This window comes from Nocardioides xinjiangensis, assembly GCF_017916455.1.
Classification (GTDB): Bacteria; Actinomycetota; Actinomycetes; order Propionibacteriales; family Nocardioidaceae; genus Nocardioides; species Nocardioides xinjiangensis.
Genome location: NZ_JAFMSY010000001.1, coordinates 2,106,714 through 2,123,504 on the forward strand (window position 1 = coordinate 2,106,714; position 16,791 = coordinate 2,123,504).

At 72.8% G+C, this 16,791-nt stretch carries 15 protein-coding genes and 1 tRNA gene; 10 read left to right on the forward strand and 6 right to left on the reverse strand.

Annotated features, from left to right (window positions below):
• Nucleotides 1-104: 104 nt before the first annotated feature.
• The 3 genes from J3P38_RS09900 (at nucleotide 105) to topA (ending at nucleotide 6,203) form a co-directional block, all read left to right on the forward strand.
• Nucleotides 105-2,243, forward strand: a complete 2,139-nt coding sequence (locus J3P38_RS09900) for a PQQ-dependent sugar dehydrogenase (protein WP_210503437.1) — start codon at nucleotides 105-107, stop codon at nucleotides 2,241-2,243.
• A gap of 70 nt (nucleotides 2,244-2,313) precedes the next feature.
• A complete protein-coding gene (locus J3P38_RS09905; protein ID WP_210503438.1) occupies nucleotides 2,314-3,315 on the forward strand; it encodes a sugar phosphate isomerase/epimerase family protein in 1,002 nt (333 codons plus the stop codon).
• 176 nt (nucleotides 3,316-3,491) lie between these two features.
• The gene (topA, locus tag J3P38_RS09910; RefSeq protein ID WP_210503439.1) at nucleotides 3,492-6,203 is read left to right on the forward strand and encodes a type I DNA topoisomerase; all 2,712 of its coding nucleotides are present in this window, start codon (nucleotides 3,492-3,494) and stop codon (nucleotides 6,201-6,203) included.
• A 65-nt stretch (nucleotides 6,204-6,268) separates the two neighbouring features.
• Here the strand turns inward: topA and J3P38_RS09915 are convergent, their stop codons facing one another.
• The 3 genes from J3P38_RS09915 to J3P38_RS09925 form a co-directional block, all read right to left on the reverse strand.
• Nucleotides 6,269-6,637, reverse strand: coding sequence for a rhodanese-like domain-containing protein (locus tag J3P38_RS09915; protein WP_210503440.1), 369 nt, complete (start codon nucleotides 6,635-6,637; stop codon nucleotides 6,269-6,271).
• A gap of 70 nt (nucleotides 6,638-6,707) precedes the next feature.
• Nucleotides 6,708-7,103 carry a hypothetical protein gene (locus J3P38_RS09920; RefSeq protein ID WP_210503441.1) on the reverse strand — a complete coding sequence of 132 codons (396 nt, stop codon included), beginning with the start codon at nucleotides 7,101-7,103 and terminating at the stop codon, nucleotides 6,708-6,710.
• Between the two features lie 88 nt (nucleotides 7,104-7,191).
• Nucleotides 7,192-8,097: a GNAT family N-acetyltransferase gene (locus J3P38_RS09925; protein WP_210503442.1), complete on the reverse strand. Its 906-nt coding sequence runs from the start codon at nucleotides 8,095-8,097 to the stop codon at nucleotides 7,192-7,194.
• A 123-nt stretch (nucleotides 8,098-8,220) separates the two neighbouring features.
• Here J3P38_RS09925 and tmk point away from each other — a divergent pair, with 123 nt between their 5' ends.
• From tmk to J3P38_RS09940, 3 genes are read left to right on the forward strand one after another with little or no spacing between them, the layout of a single operon-like run.
• Nucleotides 8,221-8,859, forward strand: a complete 639-nt coding sequence (gene tmk / locus J3P38_RS09930) for a dTMP kinase (protein WP_210503443.1) — start codon at nucleotides 8,221-8,223, stop codon at nucleotides 8,857-8,859.
• Entirely contained in the window at nucleotides 8,856-10,034 is a 1,179-nt protein-coding gene (locus tag J3P38_RS09935) for a DNA polymerase III subunit delta' (protein ID WP_210503444.1), read from the forward strand. Before tmk ends, J3P38_RS09935 begins: the two co-directional genes overlap by 4 nt.
• Entirely contained in the window at nucleotides 10,034-11,599 is a 1,566-nt protein-coding gene (locus J3P38_RS09940; protein WP_210503445.1) for an alpha/beta hydrolase, read from the forward strand. The genes J3P38_RS09935 and J3P38_RS09940 overlap by 1 nt, the downstream gene beginning before the upstream one ends.
• 311 nt (nucleotides 11,600-11,910) lie before the next feature.
• On the opposite strand, the gene J3P38_RS09945 is transcribed toward J3P38_RS09940, so the two are convergent.
• The gene (locus tag J3P38_RS09945; protein WP_210439588.1) at nucleotides 11,911-12,354 is read right to left on the reverse strand and encodes an OsmC family peroxiredoxin; all 444 of its coding nucleotides are present in this window, start codon (nucleotides 12,352-12,354) and stop codon (nucleotides 11,911-11,913) included.
• A gap of 136 nt (nucleotides 12,355-12,490) precedes the next feature.
• On the opposite strand from J3P38_RS09945, the gene J3P38_RS09950 reads away from it, so the two are divergent.
• Together J3P38_RS09950 and J3P38_RS09955 are read left to right on the forward strand one after the other, a co-directional pair.
• Nucleotides 12,491-12,563, forward strand: a tRNA-Thr gene (locus tag J3P38_RS09950).
• A 180-nt stretch (nucleotides 12,564-12,743) separates the two neighbouring features.
• Nucleotides 12,744-13,853, forward strand: a complete 1,110-nt coding sequence (locus J3P38_RS09955; protein WP_210503446.1) for an aldose epimerase family protein — start codon at nucleotides 12,744-12,746, stop codon at nucleotides 13,851-13,853.
• Here J3P38_RS09955 and J3P38_RS09960 read toward each other — a convergent pair.
• A complete protein-coding gene (locus J3P38_RS09960; RefSeq protein WP_210439601.1) occupies nucleotides 13,807-14,379 on the reverse strand; it encodes a TetR/AcrR family transcriptional regulator in 573 nt (190 codons plus the stop codon). The two genes, J3P38_RS09955 and J3P38_RS09960, sit on opposite strands and share 47 nt — an antisense overlap.
• A gap of 72 nt (nucleotides 14,380-14,451) precedes the next feature.
• Here J3P38_RS09960 and J3P38_RS09965 point away from each other — a divergent pair, with 72 nt between their 5' ends.
• A complete protein-coding gene (locus J3P38_RS09965; protein ID WP_210503447.1) occupies nucleotides 14,452-15,594 on the forward strand; it encodes an MFS transporter in 1,143 nt (380 codons plus the stop codon).
• Here the strand turns inward: J3P38_RS09965 and J3P38_RS09970 are convergent.
• Nucleotides 15,591-15,953, reverse strand: a complete 363-nt coding sequence (locus J3P38_RS09970) for a hypothetical protein (protein WP_210503448.1) — start codon at nucleotides 15,951-15,953, stop codon at nucleotides 15,591-15,593. The two genes, J3P38_RS09965 and J3P38_RS09970, sit on opposite strands and share 4 nt — an antisense overlap.
• A 190-nt stretch (nucleotides 15,954-16,143) precedes the next feature.
• Between J3P38_RS09970 and J3P38_RS09975 the strand changes: the two genes are divergently transcribed.
• On the forward strand, nucleotides 16,144-16,713 hold the full coding sequence (locus tag J3P38_RS09975) for an RDD family protein (protein WP_210503449.1): 570 nt from the start codon (nucleotides 16,144-16,146) through the stop codon (nucleotides 16,711-16,713).
• Nucleotides 16,714-16,791 lie beyond the last annotated feature (78 nt).

The window sequence follows — 16,791 nt, forward strand, 5'->3', positions numbered from 1 at the left end:
TTGTGTCGGCAGGCGAGCAAAAGTCGTCCGGTCGTTGACGTGACCGTCATCACCTGCCTACGTTGCTAGTCGCTCCTCACATCTCGGAAACAGGAGAACCCTCGATGACCCACCCCCTCCGCACAGGGCTGGTGGCCGCCGCCGGCGCCGCCCTCTGCCTGCCGCTCCTCGCGGCGACCACCGCGACTCCCGCGGCCACCGCCCACGAAGGGCACGCCGACACCGCCCCGCCGCCCGCCAAGGGGGCGTTCCAGAAGGTCACCCTCAACGACCGCCCCGGTGAGCCCGTGGACCTCGCCGTGCTGCCCAACGGCGACGTCCTTCACACCACGCGCGCCGGCGTCATCTGGCACAACGACGCCAAGACCGGCGTCAACAGCATCGCGGGCCGGATCCCGGTGTACCTCCACGACGAGGAGGGCCTGCAGAGCATCGCCCTCGACCCGGGCTACGACGGCAAGAAGAACAAGTGGATCTACCTGTACTACTCGCCGCCGCTCGACACCCCGGCCGACGACCCGGCGACCGAGTCCATCAACGAGGGCGACGCGCCGGAGACCGGCACGGCGGCGGACTTCGCGCGCTACAAGGGCTTCCTGCGGGTCTCGAAGTTCCGCTACTCGGGCGGCCAGGTCAGGCTCGGCACGGAGCGCAAGGTGCTCGACGTGCCGGTCGACCGCGGCATCTGCTGCCACGTCGGCGGCGACATCGTCTTCGACTCCAAGGGCAACCTGATCCTGTCCACCGGTGACGACTCGAACCCGTTCCAGTCCGACGGCTACGTGCCCCTCGACGAGCGGGCCGACCGCAACCCCGCGTTCGACGCCCAGCGGACGTCGGCCAACACCAACGACCTGCGCGGCAAGATCCTGCGGATCAAGCCGAAGCCCGGCGGCGGCTACACGATCCCGAAGGGGAACCTGTTCAAGAAGGGCACCCCGAAGACGCGCCCGGAGATCTACTCGATGGGCTGGCGCAACCCGTTCCGCATCGAGATCGACCCGGTCACCGACGACCTGTGGGTCGCCGACTACTCGCCCGACGCCAAGAAGCCCAAGGCCGACCGCGGTCCCGCCGGCCACGGCAAGTGGGCGGTCGTCGACGAGCCCGGCAACTACGGCTGGCCCTACTGCGCGACCGCGCGGCTGCCGTACAACGACTACGACTTCGGCACCGAGAAGAGCGGCAAGAAGTTCGACTGCGCGGCCCCGGTGAACACGTCCGTCCACAACACCGGCAAGCGCAAGCTCCCGCCGGTCGAGCAGCCGGAGGTCTGGTACAGCTACGGGAAGTCGAAGAGGTTCCCCGCGCTCGACAAGAAGGACGGTGGCATCGGCCCGATGGCCGGCCCCGCCTACCAGTTCGACCGCAGGGACACCCTCGGCCGCAACCCGGTCGCCTGGCCCCGGCGCTACGACGGCACCCCGCTCTTCTACGAGTGGACCCGCGACTACATCAAGGGCTTCCACGTCGACGGCGCGAGGGTCGGGATCGAGGACGTCGTCCCGGGCATCGTCACCGACAACCCGATCGACATGGAGTTCGGCCCCGACGGCGCGCTCTACGTCCTCGAGTACGGCGACGGCTACTTCGCCGAGAACCCCGACGCCCAGCTCTCTCGCATCGACTTCATCGGCAAGGGCGGCAACCGCAGCCCGGTCCCGGCGATCGAGGCGGAGCCGACGGCCGGCCGCGCACCGCTGACCGTCGCGTTCTCGAGCAAGGGCACCAAGGACCCGGACGGCGACAAGAAGCTGCGCTACGCCTGGGACTTCGACGGTGACGGCAAGGTCGACAGCCGCAAGGCACGGGCCAGCTGGACCTACACCGAGGACGGCACCTACCGCGCCAGCCTCCGCGTCACCGACCGGGGCGGTCGCCGGGCCTCGACCGACGTGGACATCGTCGTCGGCAACCAGGCGCCGGAGCTGGAGTTCGTCACCCCGGTGGCCGAGCAGCCGTTCCGCTTCGGCGACACCGTGGCGTACGAGGTCAAGGTGACCGACGACGACCCCGTCGACTGCAGCCGGGTCACCGTGACCTACGTGCTCGGTCACAACACCCATGGGCACCCGCAGTCCACAGCCACCGGTTGCACCGGCTCCCTGGTCACCACGGTGCCCGGCGGGCACGACCCCGCGACCGACGACCTCTCCGCCGTCTTCGTCGCGGAGTACACCGACGCGGGCTCCCAGCCCGGTCTCAGCGGATCGGCCGAGGTCGTCCTCGAGCCGGCCGGCTGAGCGCCGACATCCACGCAAGTCCCCCGAGAAACCCCCGAGAAATCCCGAGAAACCCAGGAAGTAGGCACACATGTGTTTCGGATATGACGGCGACGCCGCGCTGAGCGAGTCGCTGGAGCGAAAGGGCGCCAGCCGACGCGGCCTGCTGCGTGGCGCCGTGGCGGGTGCGGCCGGTGCGGCCGTGGTCGGTGCCGGGTCGCCGGCCCTCGCCGCCCACCCGGGCAAGGGCAGGGGCAACGGCCACGGGCGGAAGCGGGAGGTCCCCACCGACCTCATCAGCATCCAGCTCTACACGCTGCGCGACGCGATGAAGACCGGCGAGAGCGTCCGGCGGCAGCTCGACCAGCTGGCGAAGTTCGGCTACGAGCGTGTCGAGCGGGCCGGCCTCTACCCGGACGCCGGCATCGACACGGCTGCGAAGCTCAAGGCCGAGTTCGACGCTCGTGGCATCTGGGCGTCGTCCAGCCACGACGGCATCAGCAGCAACGCGGCCGCCCTCAACAAGAAGCTCGACGACGCCCAGACGTTCCGTCAGAAGTACATCGTCGTGCCCTACCTCAACTCCAACAACAAGAGCGACTGGCAGAAGTGGGCCGCGCAGATGAACACCGAGGCAGCCGCCGCCCGGCGTCGCGGGCTGCGCTACGGCTACCACAACCACGCCCACGAGTTCACGATCGAGTTCGCCGACGGCACGACGCCGTGGGAGGTGCTGATGTCCGAGCTCGACCCGAAGCTCGTGCACCTCGAGGTCGACCTCTACTGGGCGTACACGGCGGGCGTGAACCTCGGCGTGTCCGACCCGCTGGCCTTCGCCAACCAGGTCATCCGCACCTCGCCGTTGAAGGTCCGGCAGTACCACGTGAAGGACCGCCACGGCGCCGACGCGGCCGTGCTCTACAAGCAGCAGCCCGGCGACATGGCCGACCTGGGCCTGGGGGTCATCGACTTCCGGGCCATCTTCAAGAAGCACCAGGTCGAGGAGTACATCGTCGAGAACGACACCCCGGACTTCTCCCCGGCGGCGACCGCCAACACGGGGTTCCGCTACCTCGAGGGCCTCGAGTTCTGACCCGTACGCCAGCCTGACGCGCTCGGGCCCCACGTCCTCGCGGCGTGGGGCCCGAGCCGTGTCCGGCGGCTGGTCGCGAGGCCCCTGTGGACCGCGCGGCGTGGAGATATGGGCTGGTGGCGCTACGGTTGCGGCGCTGAGCAACATCGCAGCAGCAACAAGAGGGAGCACACCAAGTGGCAAAGCTCGTGATCGTCGAGTCGCCTGCGAAGGCCCGCACCATCGGCGGGTACCTGGGCAAGGACTACGTCGTGGAGTCCTCGATCGGTCACATCCGCGACCTGCCGAACAACGCCGCGGACACGCCGGCCAAGATCAAGGACAAGCCGTGGGGTCGGCTGGCCGTCGACGTCGACAACGGCTTCGAGCCCTACTACGTCGTCCCCCGCGACAAGAAGAGCCACATCTCCAAGCTCAAGAAGCTGGTCAAGGAGTCCGACGCGCTCTACCTCGCCACCGACGAGGACCGCGAGGGCGAGGCGATCGCCTGGCACCTGCTCGACGAGCTCAAGCCGCCGAAGGGCCTGCCGGTCCACCGGATGGTCTTCCACGAGATCACCAAGCCCGCGATCCTCGCCGCGGTCGAGAACCCGCGCGAGATCAACGACGACCTCGTCGAGGCCCAGGAGGCGCGGCGCATCCTCGACCGGCTCTACGGCTACGAGGTCTCGCCCGTGCTGTGGAAGAAGGTCATGTCCGGCCTCTCCGCGGGCCGCGTGCAGTCGGTGGCGACCCGCCTCGTCGTCGACCGCGAACGGGAGCGGATGAAGTTCCGCGTCGCCTCCTACTGGGACCTCGACGCCACCTTCGACGCCGGCACCGGCCACGACCCGCGGATGTTCCCCGCCCGGCTCCACTCTGTCGACGACGTCCGGGTGGCCCGCGGCTCCGACTTCGACAACACCGGCGAGCTCAAGCGCGGCGAGCGCGTCCACCTGTCCCGCGCCGACGCCGAGGGGCTGGCCGCCGGCCTCGCCGAGACGACGTACGACGTGCGCTCGGTCGAGTCCAAGCCCTACCGCCGCTCGCCGTACGCGCCCTTCCGCACCACCACGCTGCAGCAGGAGGCCAGCCGCAAGCTCGGCATGAGCGCGAGCGTGACCATGTCGGTCGCGCAGCGCCTCTACGAGAACGGCTTCATCACCTACATGCGCACCGACTCCACGACGCTGTCGGACGCGGCGGTGGGTGCCGCGCGCGACCAGGTGCGCGAGCTCTACGGCGCGGAGTACCTCCCCGACGCGCCCCGGACCTACGCGTCGAAGGTCAAGAACGCCCAGGAGGCGCACGAGGCCATCCGCCCGGCCGGCGAGACGTTCCGCACGCCGGCGCAGACGGGCCTGTCGGGAGAGCAGTTCCGGCTCTACGAGCTGATCTGGATGCGCACCGTCGCCTCGCAGATGAAGGACGCCACCGGCAACTCGGTCACCATCCGCCTCGGCGGCGCCGCCGCCGACGGCCGTGACGTCGTGTTCAGCGCGAGCGGCCGCACGATCACGTTCCACGGCTTCCTCAAGGCCTACGTCGAGGACATCGACGACGCGTCCAAGCGCCGCGACGACGCCGAGACCCGGCTGCCGAACCTGACCGAGGGGGCCGCGGTGTCCGCCGCGACGCTGACGCCGGAGGGCCACGAGACCAAGCCGCCGGCGCGCTACACCGAGGCGACGCTGATCAAGGAGCTCGAGGACCGCGAGATCGGCCGCCCGTCGACGTACGCCTCGATCATCGGCACCATCCTCAACCGCGGCTACGTCTACAAGAAGGGCACGGCGCTGGTGCCGGCGTGGCTGGCGTTCTCCGTGGTGCGGCTGCTGGAGGAGCACTTCCCGCGGCAGGTGTCCTACGAGTTCACCGCCTCCATGGAGGACGTGCTCGACGAGATCGCGAGCGGCCGGCGCGACCGCGCGACCGAGCTCGCCGAGTTCTACTACGGCTCCACCGACGTCACCGGCCTCAAGACCCTCGTCACCGAGCTCGGCGACATCGACGCCAAGGAGATGGCGACGTTCCCGATCGGCGAGCCGGAGGACGGGATCAACCTCCGCGTCGGGCGCTACGGGCCCTACGTCGAGGGTCCCGGGCCCGACGGCGGCGACGCCGCGCCCGTGCGCGCCAACGTCCCCGACGACCTGCCGCCCGACGAGCTCACCGTGGCCAAGGCCAAGGAGCTGCTCGCCAACCCCGCCGGCGAGGAGCAGGTCGTCGGCACCCACCCCGACACCGGGCTGCAGATCGTCGCCAAGAACGGCCGCTTCGGTCCCTACGTCACCGAGGTGCTGCCCGACGACGCGCCGAAGTCGGCCAAGCCCCGCACCGGCTCGCTCTTCTCGTCCATGTCCCTCGACACGGTCACCCTCGAGCAGGCCGTGAAGCTCCTCGACCTGCCGCGCATCGTCGGCGTCGACGACGACGGCACCGAGATCACCGCGCAGAACGGCCGCTACGGCCCGTACCTAAAGAAGGGCACCGACTCGCGCTCGCTCACCAGCGAGGACCAGATCTTCGACATCACCCTCGACCAGGCCAAGGCCATCTACGCCCAGCCCAAGCAGCGCGGGCGCGGCGCGGCCACCCCGCCGCTGAAGGAGCTCGGCAACGACCCCGTCTCCGGCCAGCCGGTCGTGGTGAAGTCGGGCCGCTTCGGCGAGTACGTCACCGACGGCGAGTACAACGCCACGCTCCGCAAGGACGACACCGTGGAGTCGATCACCCTCGAGCGTGCGGCCGAGCTGCTCGCCGAGCGGCGCGAGCGCGGCCCGGCCAAGAAGGCGACCAAGGGCGCGAAGAAGGCCCCCGCCAAGAAGACCGCCGCGAAGAGGACCGCCGCGAAGAAGACCGCGACCAAGAAGACGGCCGCGAAGAAGACCGCTGTGAAGAAGGCCTGACCGGCCGCCTGACCGCCCGCACCGATCGGGCCGCACCCGATCGGGCCGGGCTGGGCCGGCGTCCGTCAGCAGACGGGCAGGCCCTCGTCCTTCCACGCCCGGAACCCGCCCACCAGGTCGGTCGCGCGGTGCACCCCGAGCCGGCGGAGCGTGGCGGCGGCGAGGCTGGAGGAGTAGCCCTCGTTGCAGACCACCACCACGTGCAGGTCGTACGCCGCCTCCGGCAGCCGGGCCTCGCACGCGGGGTCGAGCCGCCACTCGAGCACCGTCCGCTCGACCACGAGCGCACCGGGCAGGCCGCCCTCGCTGACGCGGTTGGCCTCGGGGCGGATGTCGATGGGGACGGCACCGTCCTCCTGCGCCTGCAGCGCCTCGGTCGGCGAGAGCCGCACGAGGTCCGCCCGGGCCTCCGCCAGCAGCTCGTCGATGGTCATGGGTCCATCCCAGCGTGGCCGCCGGTGCGGCCGCCACGCCCGAGGAGGCGGGCGGTGGCAGCAGCCGGACTCAGCTCGACGTGACCGCGGTGCCCTGCCGGGCGTCCTTCAGCTCGAGCAGCCCGCCCATCACCCAGGCGATCCCGCCGAACAGGGTCAGGTAGAGACCGATGGCAGCGGCGCCGTTCATGTCGAGCAGCCCGATGAGCGCGACCAGCGCCGCGAGGACGAGCGACGCCACGAGGCTCGCCTTCGCGGGAATGCGCAGCTGGGGGAGCAGACCGGTGCGCGTCGCGAGCGCCACGGCGCCGAGCACAGCCAGGACGAGCGTGATGACCCCGTCGCCTCGGATGCCGGACACGCTGATCCCGAAGATCGACACCCACGGGAGGAAGGCCGCGAGCGCGACGACGAGGATGGCGATGCCGGACACGCGCTGCGGCGTGGAGAAGCGGGTGAGGTCCATGGCGGGCAGGTTATCGGCGCCCGGCCGCGTGCGCGGGCGTTTCGACGAAGCGCTGTCCGGGCCGTCGTCGACGCTCCGGGCCCGCGCCTCAGAGCGCGATCGCCCGGTTGACCCAGGTGGACGCGACCTCCATGCCGACCTTCTCGTAGAGACCGCGGGCGCCGGCGCGGGTGTCGGTCGAGAGGTAGCACCGCACCGCTCCGTGCTCCCGGGCTCGGGCGAAGGCGTCGACGAGCATCGCCGGCGCCAGCCCACGGCCCCGGTGGTCGGGGCGGACGGCGATGCGGGCGACGTACGCACCCTCGCCTGCGAGGAACACGTGCGTGGCACCCACGACGCGGCCGTCGGGTGCGGCAAGGAGGCGCAGGTTCCAGGGCTGGTGGCCCGGACGGCCCCACACGCGGGCGCCGAAGTCCTCGAGGCTCATCCGCTCCCGCTCCGACCACTCGAGGAAGCAGTCCTCCAGCAGCGTCCAGACGACCTCGTGGTCGGACTCCTCGGCACTGCGGATCGCGAAGCCGTCGGGCAGCGGCCGGGCGGCGACCTCGCGCTCGGGCGGCAGCTCGAGGTCCCACGCGGTCCAGCGCACGGCGTAGCCGAGGTCGGCCATCAGCCGGTCGGCGGCGCTGCCCTCGGGCACCTGCGTGCCGATGCGCGCCGAGCCGGCCGCCCGCGCCCTGGCCTGCAGCCAGTGGGCGAGGGCGGTGCCGATCCCGCGGCCCTGGTGGTCGGGGAGCACGGCCGTGTAGGCCACGTCGGCGTCGCTGTGGTCGGCGTAGGCGACGAGCCGGTCGCCGTCGAAGACGCCGATCGTGCTGGCGGTGATGTCGTAGCTGGGCCGCTGCCAGTCGGCCACCACGTCCTCCACGGTCATCTCGGACTCGCCGAGGTCGACGACCTCCTCCGCGGCGATGACGGCGTGGACCGCCTCGGCGTCGGCGAGGGTCAGGGGACGGGTGCTGAGGCCCGCGGGCAGGCCGTCGATGGTGGTCATGGCAGCAGTGTGCGGCCCGGACCTTGCGGATCGCTTGCGGCTGGGTCGCGGACCGTCCACCCGCCCCGGGCGCGAGCGGGCTCGCCGCGCATCCCTGTCCCACCGCGCCCGTAGGGTGTCCCCGTGAGCGCAGGAGTGTTGTCGGAGCGCGGGCTGTTCGTCTGCTTCGAGGGAGGCGAGGGAGCCGGCAAGTCCACGCAGTCGCGCCTGCTGCACGACTGGCTCGTGGAGCGGGGCGAGACCGTGCTGCTCACCTTCGAGCCGGGCGACACGTCGGTCGGCAAGGAGCTGCGACGCATCGTGCTCGACCCGGCGACCGGCGACCTCTCCGACCGCACGGAGGCCCTGCTCTACGCCGCCGACAAGGCCGAGCACGTCGACCACGTCGTGCTGCCCGCCCTCGCCCGCGGCGAGGTGGTGATCACCGACCGCTACGTCGACTCCACGCTGGCCTACCAGGGCGCCGGGCGCACCCTCGACGTCGGCGAGGTGGAGGCCGTCGCCCGGTGGGCCACCGGCGACCTGCGCCCGCACCTCACCGTCGTGCTCGACCTCGACCCGGAGGCGGGCCTCGACCGCCTGTCCGGGCGCGACCGCATCGAGGGGCAGTCGCTCGCCTTCCACCAGCGGGTCCGTCAGGGCTTCCTCGACCTCGCGGCCGCCGACCCCGAGCGCTACCTCGTCCTCGACGCGCGTGCCCCCGTCGACGAGATCGCGGGGTCGATCCGGGAGCGCGTCGCGCCCCTGCTGGAGCGGTCGTGACCACCGCGAGCGCCACTGCCAGCGTCTGGTCCGGGCTCGTCGGCCAGCGCCCGACCATCGAGGTGCTGCAGCAGGCGGCGGAGGGTCACGGCATGACCCACGCCTGGCTCGTCACCGGTCCCCCCGGCTCCGGCCGCTCCAACGTCGCCCGGTCCTTCGCCGCCGCGCTGCAGTGCGAGCAGCGCACCGGGTGCGGCCGGTGCGAGGCCTGCCGGCTCGGCATGAGCGGCTCCCACCCCGACATCACGTGGGTCAGGTCCGAGACATCGGTCCTGTACGTCGACGACATGCGCGACCTCGTGCAGTCGGCCGCGAAGTTCCCCGCCATCGGCCGGTGGCAGATCGTCGTCATCGAGGACGCCGACCGGCTCGGCACCCCGGAGAACCCGCGCACCGGCAACGCGCTGCTCAAGGCGATCGAGGAGCCGACGCCCCGCACGGTCTGGCTGCTGTGCGCCCCGACCGTGCGCGACGTGCTGCCAACCATCCGCTCGCGCTGCCGCACCCTCACCCTCGCCACACCCGGCACGGAGGACGTCGCGGCCTTCCTCGTGCGCAACGAGGGGGTCTCCGAGACCCTGGCCGGCTTCGCAGCCCGCGCCAGCCAGGGCCACATCGGCCGGGCGCGCGCGCTCGCACTGGACGAGGAGACCCGTTCGCGCCGGCGCGAGGTGATCAGCATCCCGGCACGGCTCACCTCGCTCGGGTCGTGCATGACTGCGGCGACCAACCTCGCCGAGCTCGCCAAGGAGGAGACCGAGGCGATCACGGCCACGGCCGAGAGGCGCGAGCTCGAGGAGCTCCAGTCCATCTTCGGCAGCGAGCGCAAGGACCTCGCCAACCGGTCCTACCGGGCCGCGCTCGCCGGGCTGGAGAAGCTGCAGAAGCAGAAGGCGAAGCGTCGGGTGCTCGACGTGATCGACCGCGCGCTGATGGACCTCGTCTCGGTCTACCGCGACGCCATCGCGCTCTCGGTCGGCGCGCCCGGCGTGCTGGTCAACGAGGAGCTGCGCGGCGACGTGGCACTGGTGGCCCGCGCCGCCTCGCCGGAGCAGCTGCTGCGGATGATCGACGCGATCTTCACCGCCCGCGAGCAGATGCTGGAGTTCAACGTGCCGCCGCAGCTGGCGCTCGAGTCGATGACGGTCGCCCTGCGGCTGCCCGGAGGTCGCTGATGCGCAGGCTCCTCGCGCTCCTGGTCGTCTTCGCGCTGGCGGTGACCGCCTTCGTCGCGGTCGGGCTCGCCATCCAGGGCGGCGGCCGCGACGCCGCCGACACCTCGGACGCCCCGCCGACCCCGTCGCCGACGACACCGCCGCCTGCCGCCGTGACCGAGGCGCCGGACCCGTCGTTGGCCGACTTCTACTCCCAGCGCATCGACTGGCAGCCCTGCGAGCGCGACGAGGCGCAGGACTGCGGCTTCCTCACGGTGCCGGTCGACTACGCCGACCCCGCCGGCGACACGATCGAGCTCGCCCTGCTGCGGGTGCCGGCGAGCGGGTCGCGCGTCGGCTCGCTCGTGGTGAACCCTGGCGGCCCCGGCGCCCCCGGGACGTCGTACGCCGCGCTGGGCCGGCAGGTGTTCCGCGAGCCGCTGCTCGACGCCTTCGACGTCGTCGGCTTCGACCCGCGCGGCGTCGGCCGGTCGGCGCCGGTGGACTGCCTCAGCGACGCCGAGCTCGACGCCTACCTCGCCGGCGACCCCACGCCCGACACCCCTGCCGAGCAGGCCGACCACCGCGAGGCGGTGCTGTCGTTCGGCGAGCAGTGCGCGGAGGGCTCGGGACCGGTGGTCGGGCACGTCACGACGACCGAGGCCGCCCGCGACATGGACGTGCTGCGCTCCGCGCTCGGCGAGGAGCAGCTGGCCTACTTCGGCGCCTCCTACGGCACCAAGCTCGGCGCCACCTACGCCGAGCTCTTCCCCGAGCGCGTCGGCCGGTTCGTGCTCGACGGCGCGGTCGACGTCTCCCTCGACGCCCGGCAGCTGGCGCTCGAGCAGGCCACCGGCTTCGAGACCGCGCTGCGCGCCTACGTCCAGAACTGCCTCGACTCCACCGACAACTGCTTCCTCGGCGACACCGTCGACGAGGGCATGGCGACGATCTCCGGGCTGCTCGAGGAGATCGAGCAGCAGCCGTTGCCGGCGGGCGAGCGCGAGCTCACGGTGGGCAACGCGTTCTACGGCATCATCACGCCGCTCTACAACCGCGACTACTGGTTCCTCCTCAGCACTGCCCTGGCCTCGGCCCTGGAGGGCAAGGGCTCGGCGCTGATGAACCTCGCCGACGCCTACGCCTCCCGCAACCCCGACGGCAGCTACGCCGACAACTCGGTCGAGGCGAACTACGCGATCAACTGCCTCGACGACCCCACCTCGGTGCCCTTCGCCGAGGTGCCGTCGCTCTTCCCGGCCTTCGAGGAGGCGTCGCCGACCTTCGGCCGGGTGTTCGCGTGGGGGATGACCGGCTGCCGCGGCATCGAGGTGACCTCGCGCGAGGAGCCGTTGACGATCCGGGGCGAGGGCGCGGCGCCGATCCTGGTGCTGGGCACCAGCCGCGACCCCGCGACGCCGCTGAGGTGGGCGGTGGCACTGGCCGAGCAGCTCGAGTCGGGCGTGCTCGTCGAGCGCGACGGCGATGGCCACACGGCGTACAACGCCGACAACGCGTGCATCGACACCGTCGTGGAGGACTACCTCATCGACGGGGTCGTGCCCGACGACGGGACGACGTGCTGACCTGACGTCGCGCGCTGCCCGGGCGCCGGGGGCTCGGGGGCCTTCGGGCTCCGGGTCGGCGCTTCCCGCCGGCGGCGGCCTGCGTCATCCGGATCGGCACCTATTGGTACGCCTTCGTATGACGCTGGGGCGGCGGGCCCGGGCGACGTCATACGGACCAGCGCCTATTGGTGCGGCTTCGTATGACGCTGCGGCGGCGGGCCGGCCGGCGTCATACGGACCAGCACCTATTGGTGCGGCTTCGTATGACGCTGGAGCCGACCGGCCGAGGGGCGGCGGGGCCGGCCAGCAGCCGGCCGGCCCGGCCGCAGTCAGCCCTCGAGCGCCGCGTCGAGCGTGATGTCGACGGCGGCGAGCGCCTTGCTGATCGGGCAGCCGACCTTGGCCTTGTCGGCGGCCTCCTTGAAGCCGGCCTCGTCGAGGCCGTCCACCTCTCCGCGGACGGTGAGCTTGATGCCGGTCAGCTTGTTGCCGCCGGCCTGCTCGTCGGGCCCGAGTGTCACGTCGGCGTTGATGTCGAGCGCGTGCACCGTGCCGCCCGCGTCGCCGACGATCTTCGACAGCGCCATCGCGTAGCAGGCCGAGTGCGCCGCCGCGACGAGCTCCTCGGGGCTGGTCGTGCCGTCTGCGGACTCGGCCGCGCGCTTGGGGAACGAGACGTCGTAGGTCCCGACGCCGGAGCTGGTCAGCTCGACCTGGCCGGAGCCGTCCTGGAGGCCGCCCTTCCAGGCGGTGCGTGCGGAGCGAGTGGGCATCGTGTCTCCTGTGTGACGAGGCGGGATGTCGGGTCGTCCTCGAACCTAGCCGGTGCCTCCCACCCCGTGATTTCTGTCCGGGTGAACGTCGTCCGTATACTCGCCCGCGGCCCTTCGAGCAGCGCTCCCGGGCCACGCCGCCTTAGCTCAGTCGGTAGAGCGAATCACTCGTAATGATTAGGTCGTCGGTTCGATTCCGACAGGCGGCTCCGACTCCCCCGTGGACCCGAGACCACGGGGGAGTCTTCTGTGTCCGGCCCCGGCTTCGCCCACAGCACGTCCGCACGAGCCGGCGCAAGCCCGTGCGGCGTGGACCCGGCCGCGGGCGGCGGACGGGAATCCCCGGCCGGCCGGATCCGGCACGGAGGCGATGACCGAGGATGGAGCCCGTGACCCGGAACCACGTGTTCGGCCGGCTGCCCGACGGGCGTGACGTCCACCTGCTCCCGATCGGCGCCGCCCCGGGCGTCGAGGTCGAGGTGCTGACCCTCGGGGCGACCGTCCACCGGATGGTCGTCACGGGCGGCGACGGCGAGCGGCGCAACGTCGTCCTGGGCCACCCCGACGTCGAGGAGCGGCTCGCGAGCGGCGACTACGTCGGCGGGACCATCGGGCGCTACGCCAACCGCATCGCCGCCGGCCGCTTCCCGCTCGCGGGACGCGAGGTCGAGGTGCGGACCCACGACCGGGGCAACAGCCTGCACGGCGGGCCGGACGGGTTCGACGCGCGCCTCTGGGACGTCGTGTCGCACACCGCCGACGAGGTGGTGCTGCGGCTGGTCAGCCCCGACGGTGACCAGGGCTTCCCCGGCGCGGTCACCGCGACGGCGCGCTACGTCGTCGACGGCGACACGGTGCGCGTGACGATGGAGGCCACGACCGATGCGACGACGGTCGTCAACCTGACCAACCACGCCTACCTCAACCTCGACGGCGAGGGCGCCGGGACGATCGACGGCCACCTGCTCGCGGTCGAGGCCGACGAGTACACTCCCGTCGACGCCACCGGCATCCCGCTCGGCGGGCACGCCACGGTGGCGGGCACGCCGTTCGACCTCCGCGAGCCGACCGTGCTGGGCCCGGCGCTGCGTGCCGAGCACCCGCAGGTCGTGGCCGCGCGGGGCATCGACCACGACTACGTCGTCCGGGGCACGGGGCTGCGCCGCGCCGCCGTGCTCTCCTCGCCGGTCACCCGGACGTCCGTCGAGGTCTGGAGCGACCAGCCGGGCCTGCAGGTCTACACCGGCAACTTCCTGGACGGGACCCGCCGCTCGACCAGCGGCGCGCGCTACCGGCAGGGTGACGGGATCGCGCTGGAGCCGCAGCTCTTCCCCGACTCGCCCAACCGGCCGGAGTGGCCCTCACCCGTCCTCGAGCCGGGGGAGACCTACCGCTCCACCCTGGAGTGGCGCTTCTCCACCGAGCCGGTTTTAGGTCTCGGCGTACGCCGTCTCAGGTCGCCCGCAGGAACGCCCGCGCCGCGTCCCGGGCATGGGTGACCGGGTCGGCCGGCGTGCCTCGCAGGAGGCTCGCGAGCACGCCGTTGTAGAGCAGGAGCACGACCGCGGTGAGGGCGTCGGGGTCCGGGTGCCGGGTCTCGCCCGCGAGCCGGCGCAACCGGGCGGTGAGCGCCCGGGTGTCCTCGGCGACGAGCTCGAGGGCCGGGTCGGCACCGTCGCTGGGCGCCGCGCGCTCCGAGGCGGTCGCGAGGAAGCAGCACCACTGTGTCGGCTGGGCAGCGGCGCGGAAGGTCGCGATCGCGTCGAAGATCGCCAGCACCCGGTCGGCGGGCGACGCGGCAGCCTCGACGGCGGCGTCCCAGTGCTCCGTCCACGCGGCGAGCCGTCGGGCGAGCACCTCGCGCAGCAGGTTGTCCTTCGAGCCGAAATGCTTGTAGAGCGTCACGACCGCGACGCCGGCCTCGGAGGCCACCCGGTCCACCCCGGTGACCGCGATGCCGTCGCGGAAGAACAGCGCCTCTGCGGCGTCGAGCACACGCGCGCGCCGCTCAGCCGTGGGATCCACGCAGGTACTGTAACGCTCGTTATGGCAAAACGATCGTTTCACCTCGCGGGCCTAGGCGCGGCGGTCGCCGGCATGCTGCTCATCGCCGCGACCTACGGACTGGCGCGGTTCGGCGTCGGCCTCCACGCGCCCGGCCTCGCGGCGACTCGTCCCCAGGTGGCGGGCGTCCTCGGCTGGGCTGCCGCGGCCCAGTTCCTCTCGTACGCGACGGCCGCCGTGGTCGCCGCGAAGCTGGTCGACCAACGGCCGCGCGCCGGACTGGTGCTCGCCGGCGCCACCGCGACCGCGGGCTGCGTGGGCGTCGCGGTGGCGACGCACCCGGCGGCGTTCGTCGCTGCGGTGGTGGTGGGCGGCATGGCCGGAGGGTTCGCCTCGCCCGCACTGGTCCCGGTGGTGGACGCCGTCACGGTTCCTGCGCGCGCAGGCACGGCGCAGTCGCTGGTCAACGCCGGCACCGCCGTCGGGGTCGTCGCGGCCGGCGCGACGGCGGCCGCCTTCAGCTCGACGACCGCCGCCTGGCTGGCGATGGCAGCGGCGTGCGCGGTGGCCACGCTCGAGGCGTGGTGGCCCGTCCGGTCGCGCGAGGACCTCGCCGCCGCCGCAGGCACCCGACCCGCCCGCGGTGCCGTCCGGAGGCGAGCGCTCGCGGTGCCGGCCGTGGCGGCGGTCGTGGTGGGCGCCGGGTCGGCACTCACCTGGACCTTCGGGCCGCTGCTGCTGACCGGGGCCGGCGTCCTGCCGGCGAGGAGCGTGGGCGAGCTGTGGACGGCGCTCGGGGTCGGCGGCCTCCTCGGTCCGCTCGCCGGGGTGCTGGTCGTGCGAGCCGGGCTACGGGGGGCCTGGGCCCTCTGCTCGGCCGCGCTGGCGCTCGCCAGCGCGGGGGTGGGAGTGGCGGTCCCGACCGACGACCGGTGGCTGGCCCTGGTCGCGATGGCGGCGTTCGGAGCCGGCTACATGGCGATGTCCGCGGTGCTGATCCTGTGGGCTCGGCGCGCGTGGCCGCGGCGCTCGGGTGCCGGCACGTCGGTGCTCTTCGTCGCCCTGGCGACCGGTCAGGCCCTGGGGTCGGCTGCGTTCGGGGTGGCACGGTCCCACGTGAGCACCCCGTGGCTGGCCGCGGTGGCGGCGTGCCTCTGCGCGGCCGGTGCGGGCATCGGCCTGGTCGGTCGTGGCGCCGCACCGCGGGGCACGGTGATGTCCCGACACCGGGGCTAGACGTCGACCAGCCCGCCGGCGTCCACCACGACGACGCGCGCTCCGGACAGCGAGGGGCGTACGACGTACGCCCGCCCGCTCAGCACGCGGAGCGTGGCGCCGTCGAGCACCGCCGTGCTGTCCTCGCCCAGCCCCAGCGCGACCGGCGAGGCGCCGGAGGCCACCTCGGACACCAGCCGCCCGAGACCGGTGAGCCCGCGGTCCAGCGCCGCGACGGGACCGCGCACCGCGCCCGAGCCGGGTGTGCCGAGCCCGGTGACTGCCCGGCCGGCCACGACCTCGTCGTGACCGGTCGCCCACGGCGCCCGGAGCAGAGCCGAGGCGGTGGTCGATGCGTCGGTCGTGAGGAGCGTCGCCATGGGGTGCCTCCTGGTGGTGAGGGGGTCGGGGGAGGGCCTGCACACGATCGTGCGGGACCGCGCTTGCGCGAGGCTTGCGCCCCGACGGCGTCCGGGCGGGCCGGTCGTGGTCGCAAGGCCGGCGCAAGCACTCCGCAAGGCCGCCGACACACGCTCCTCCGGTCACCCACTCACGAAGGAGAGCACGTCCGTGTCCACCGCCCCGCCCAACACCCCTTCGAACGCCACCCCGAGCGCCACCCCGAACGCCAGCCCGACCGCCACGTCAGACCCGTCCGTCCCCGACCCGCACCTCGGCGGGGTCTGGGAACGCGTCGCCGCCCGCGTCGTCGACCACGTCCTGGTGGCGGTCGCCTGCGCCCTGCTGCTCCTGCCCCTCGCGTCCGTCGGGGCCCTGCTGCCCCAGCCGGGCGGATACCTCCTCGGCGCCGTCGGGACGCTCGTCGCGTCGGCACTGACGGTGGGCTACTTCACGGTGCTCGAGTCGCGCGACGGGCAGACGCTGGGCAAGCGGCTGCTGGGGCTCCGGGTCGTCGACCACGCCGGCCGGGTGCCGACCCGCGAGCAGGCGCTGCGCCGCAACCTCTGGACCGGCCTCGGCGTCGCCGGCGTCGTCCCCGTGGTCGGAGGCCTCGTCGGCGCGCTCGCCACGACCGTCGCGGCGGTGCTGATCCTGCTCGGCGTCCTGTCCGACGTCGCCGAGCGGCGCGGCTGGCACGACCGGCTCGCCGGCGGCACGCGCGTGCTCCACACGCGCTGACGGTCCTCGGCGCGCTCCGGAGCGCTCGGAAACGACCTGCGGGCACGGTTCACCCTCGGTACTCTCCCTCCCGAAACG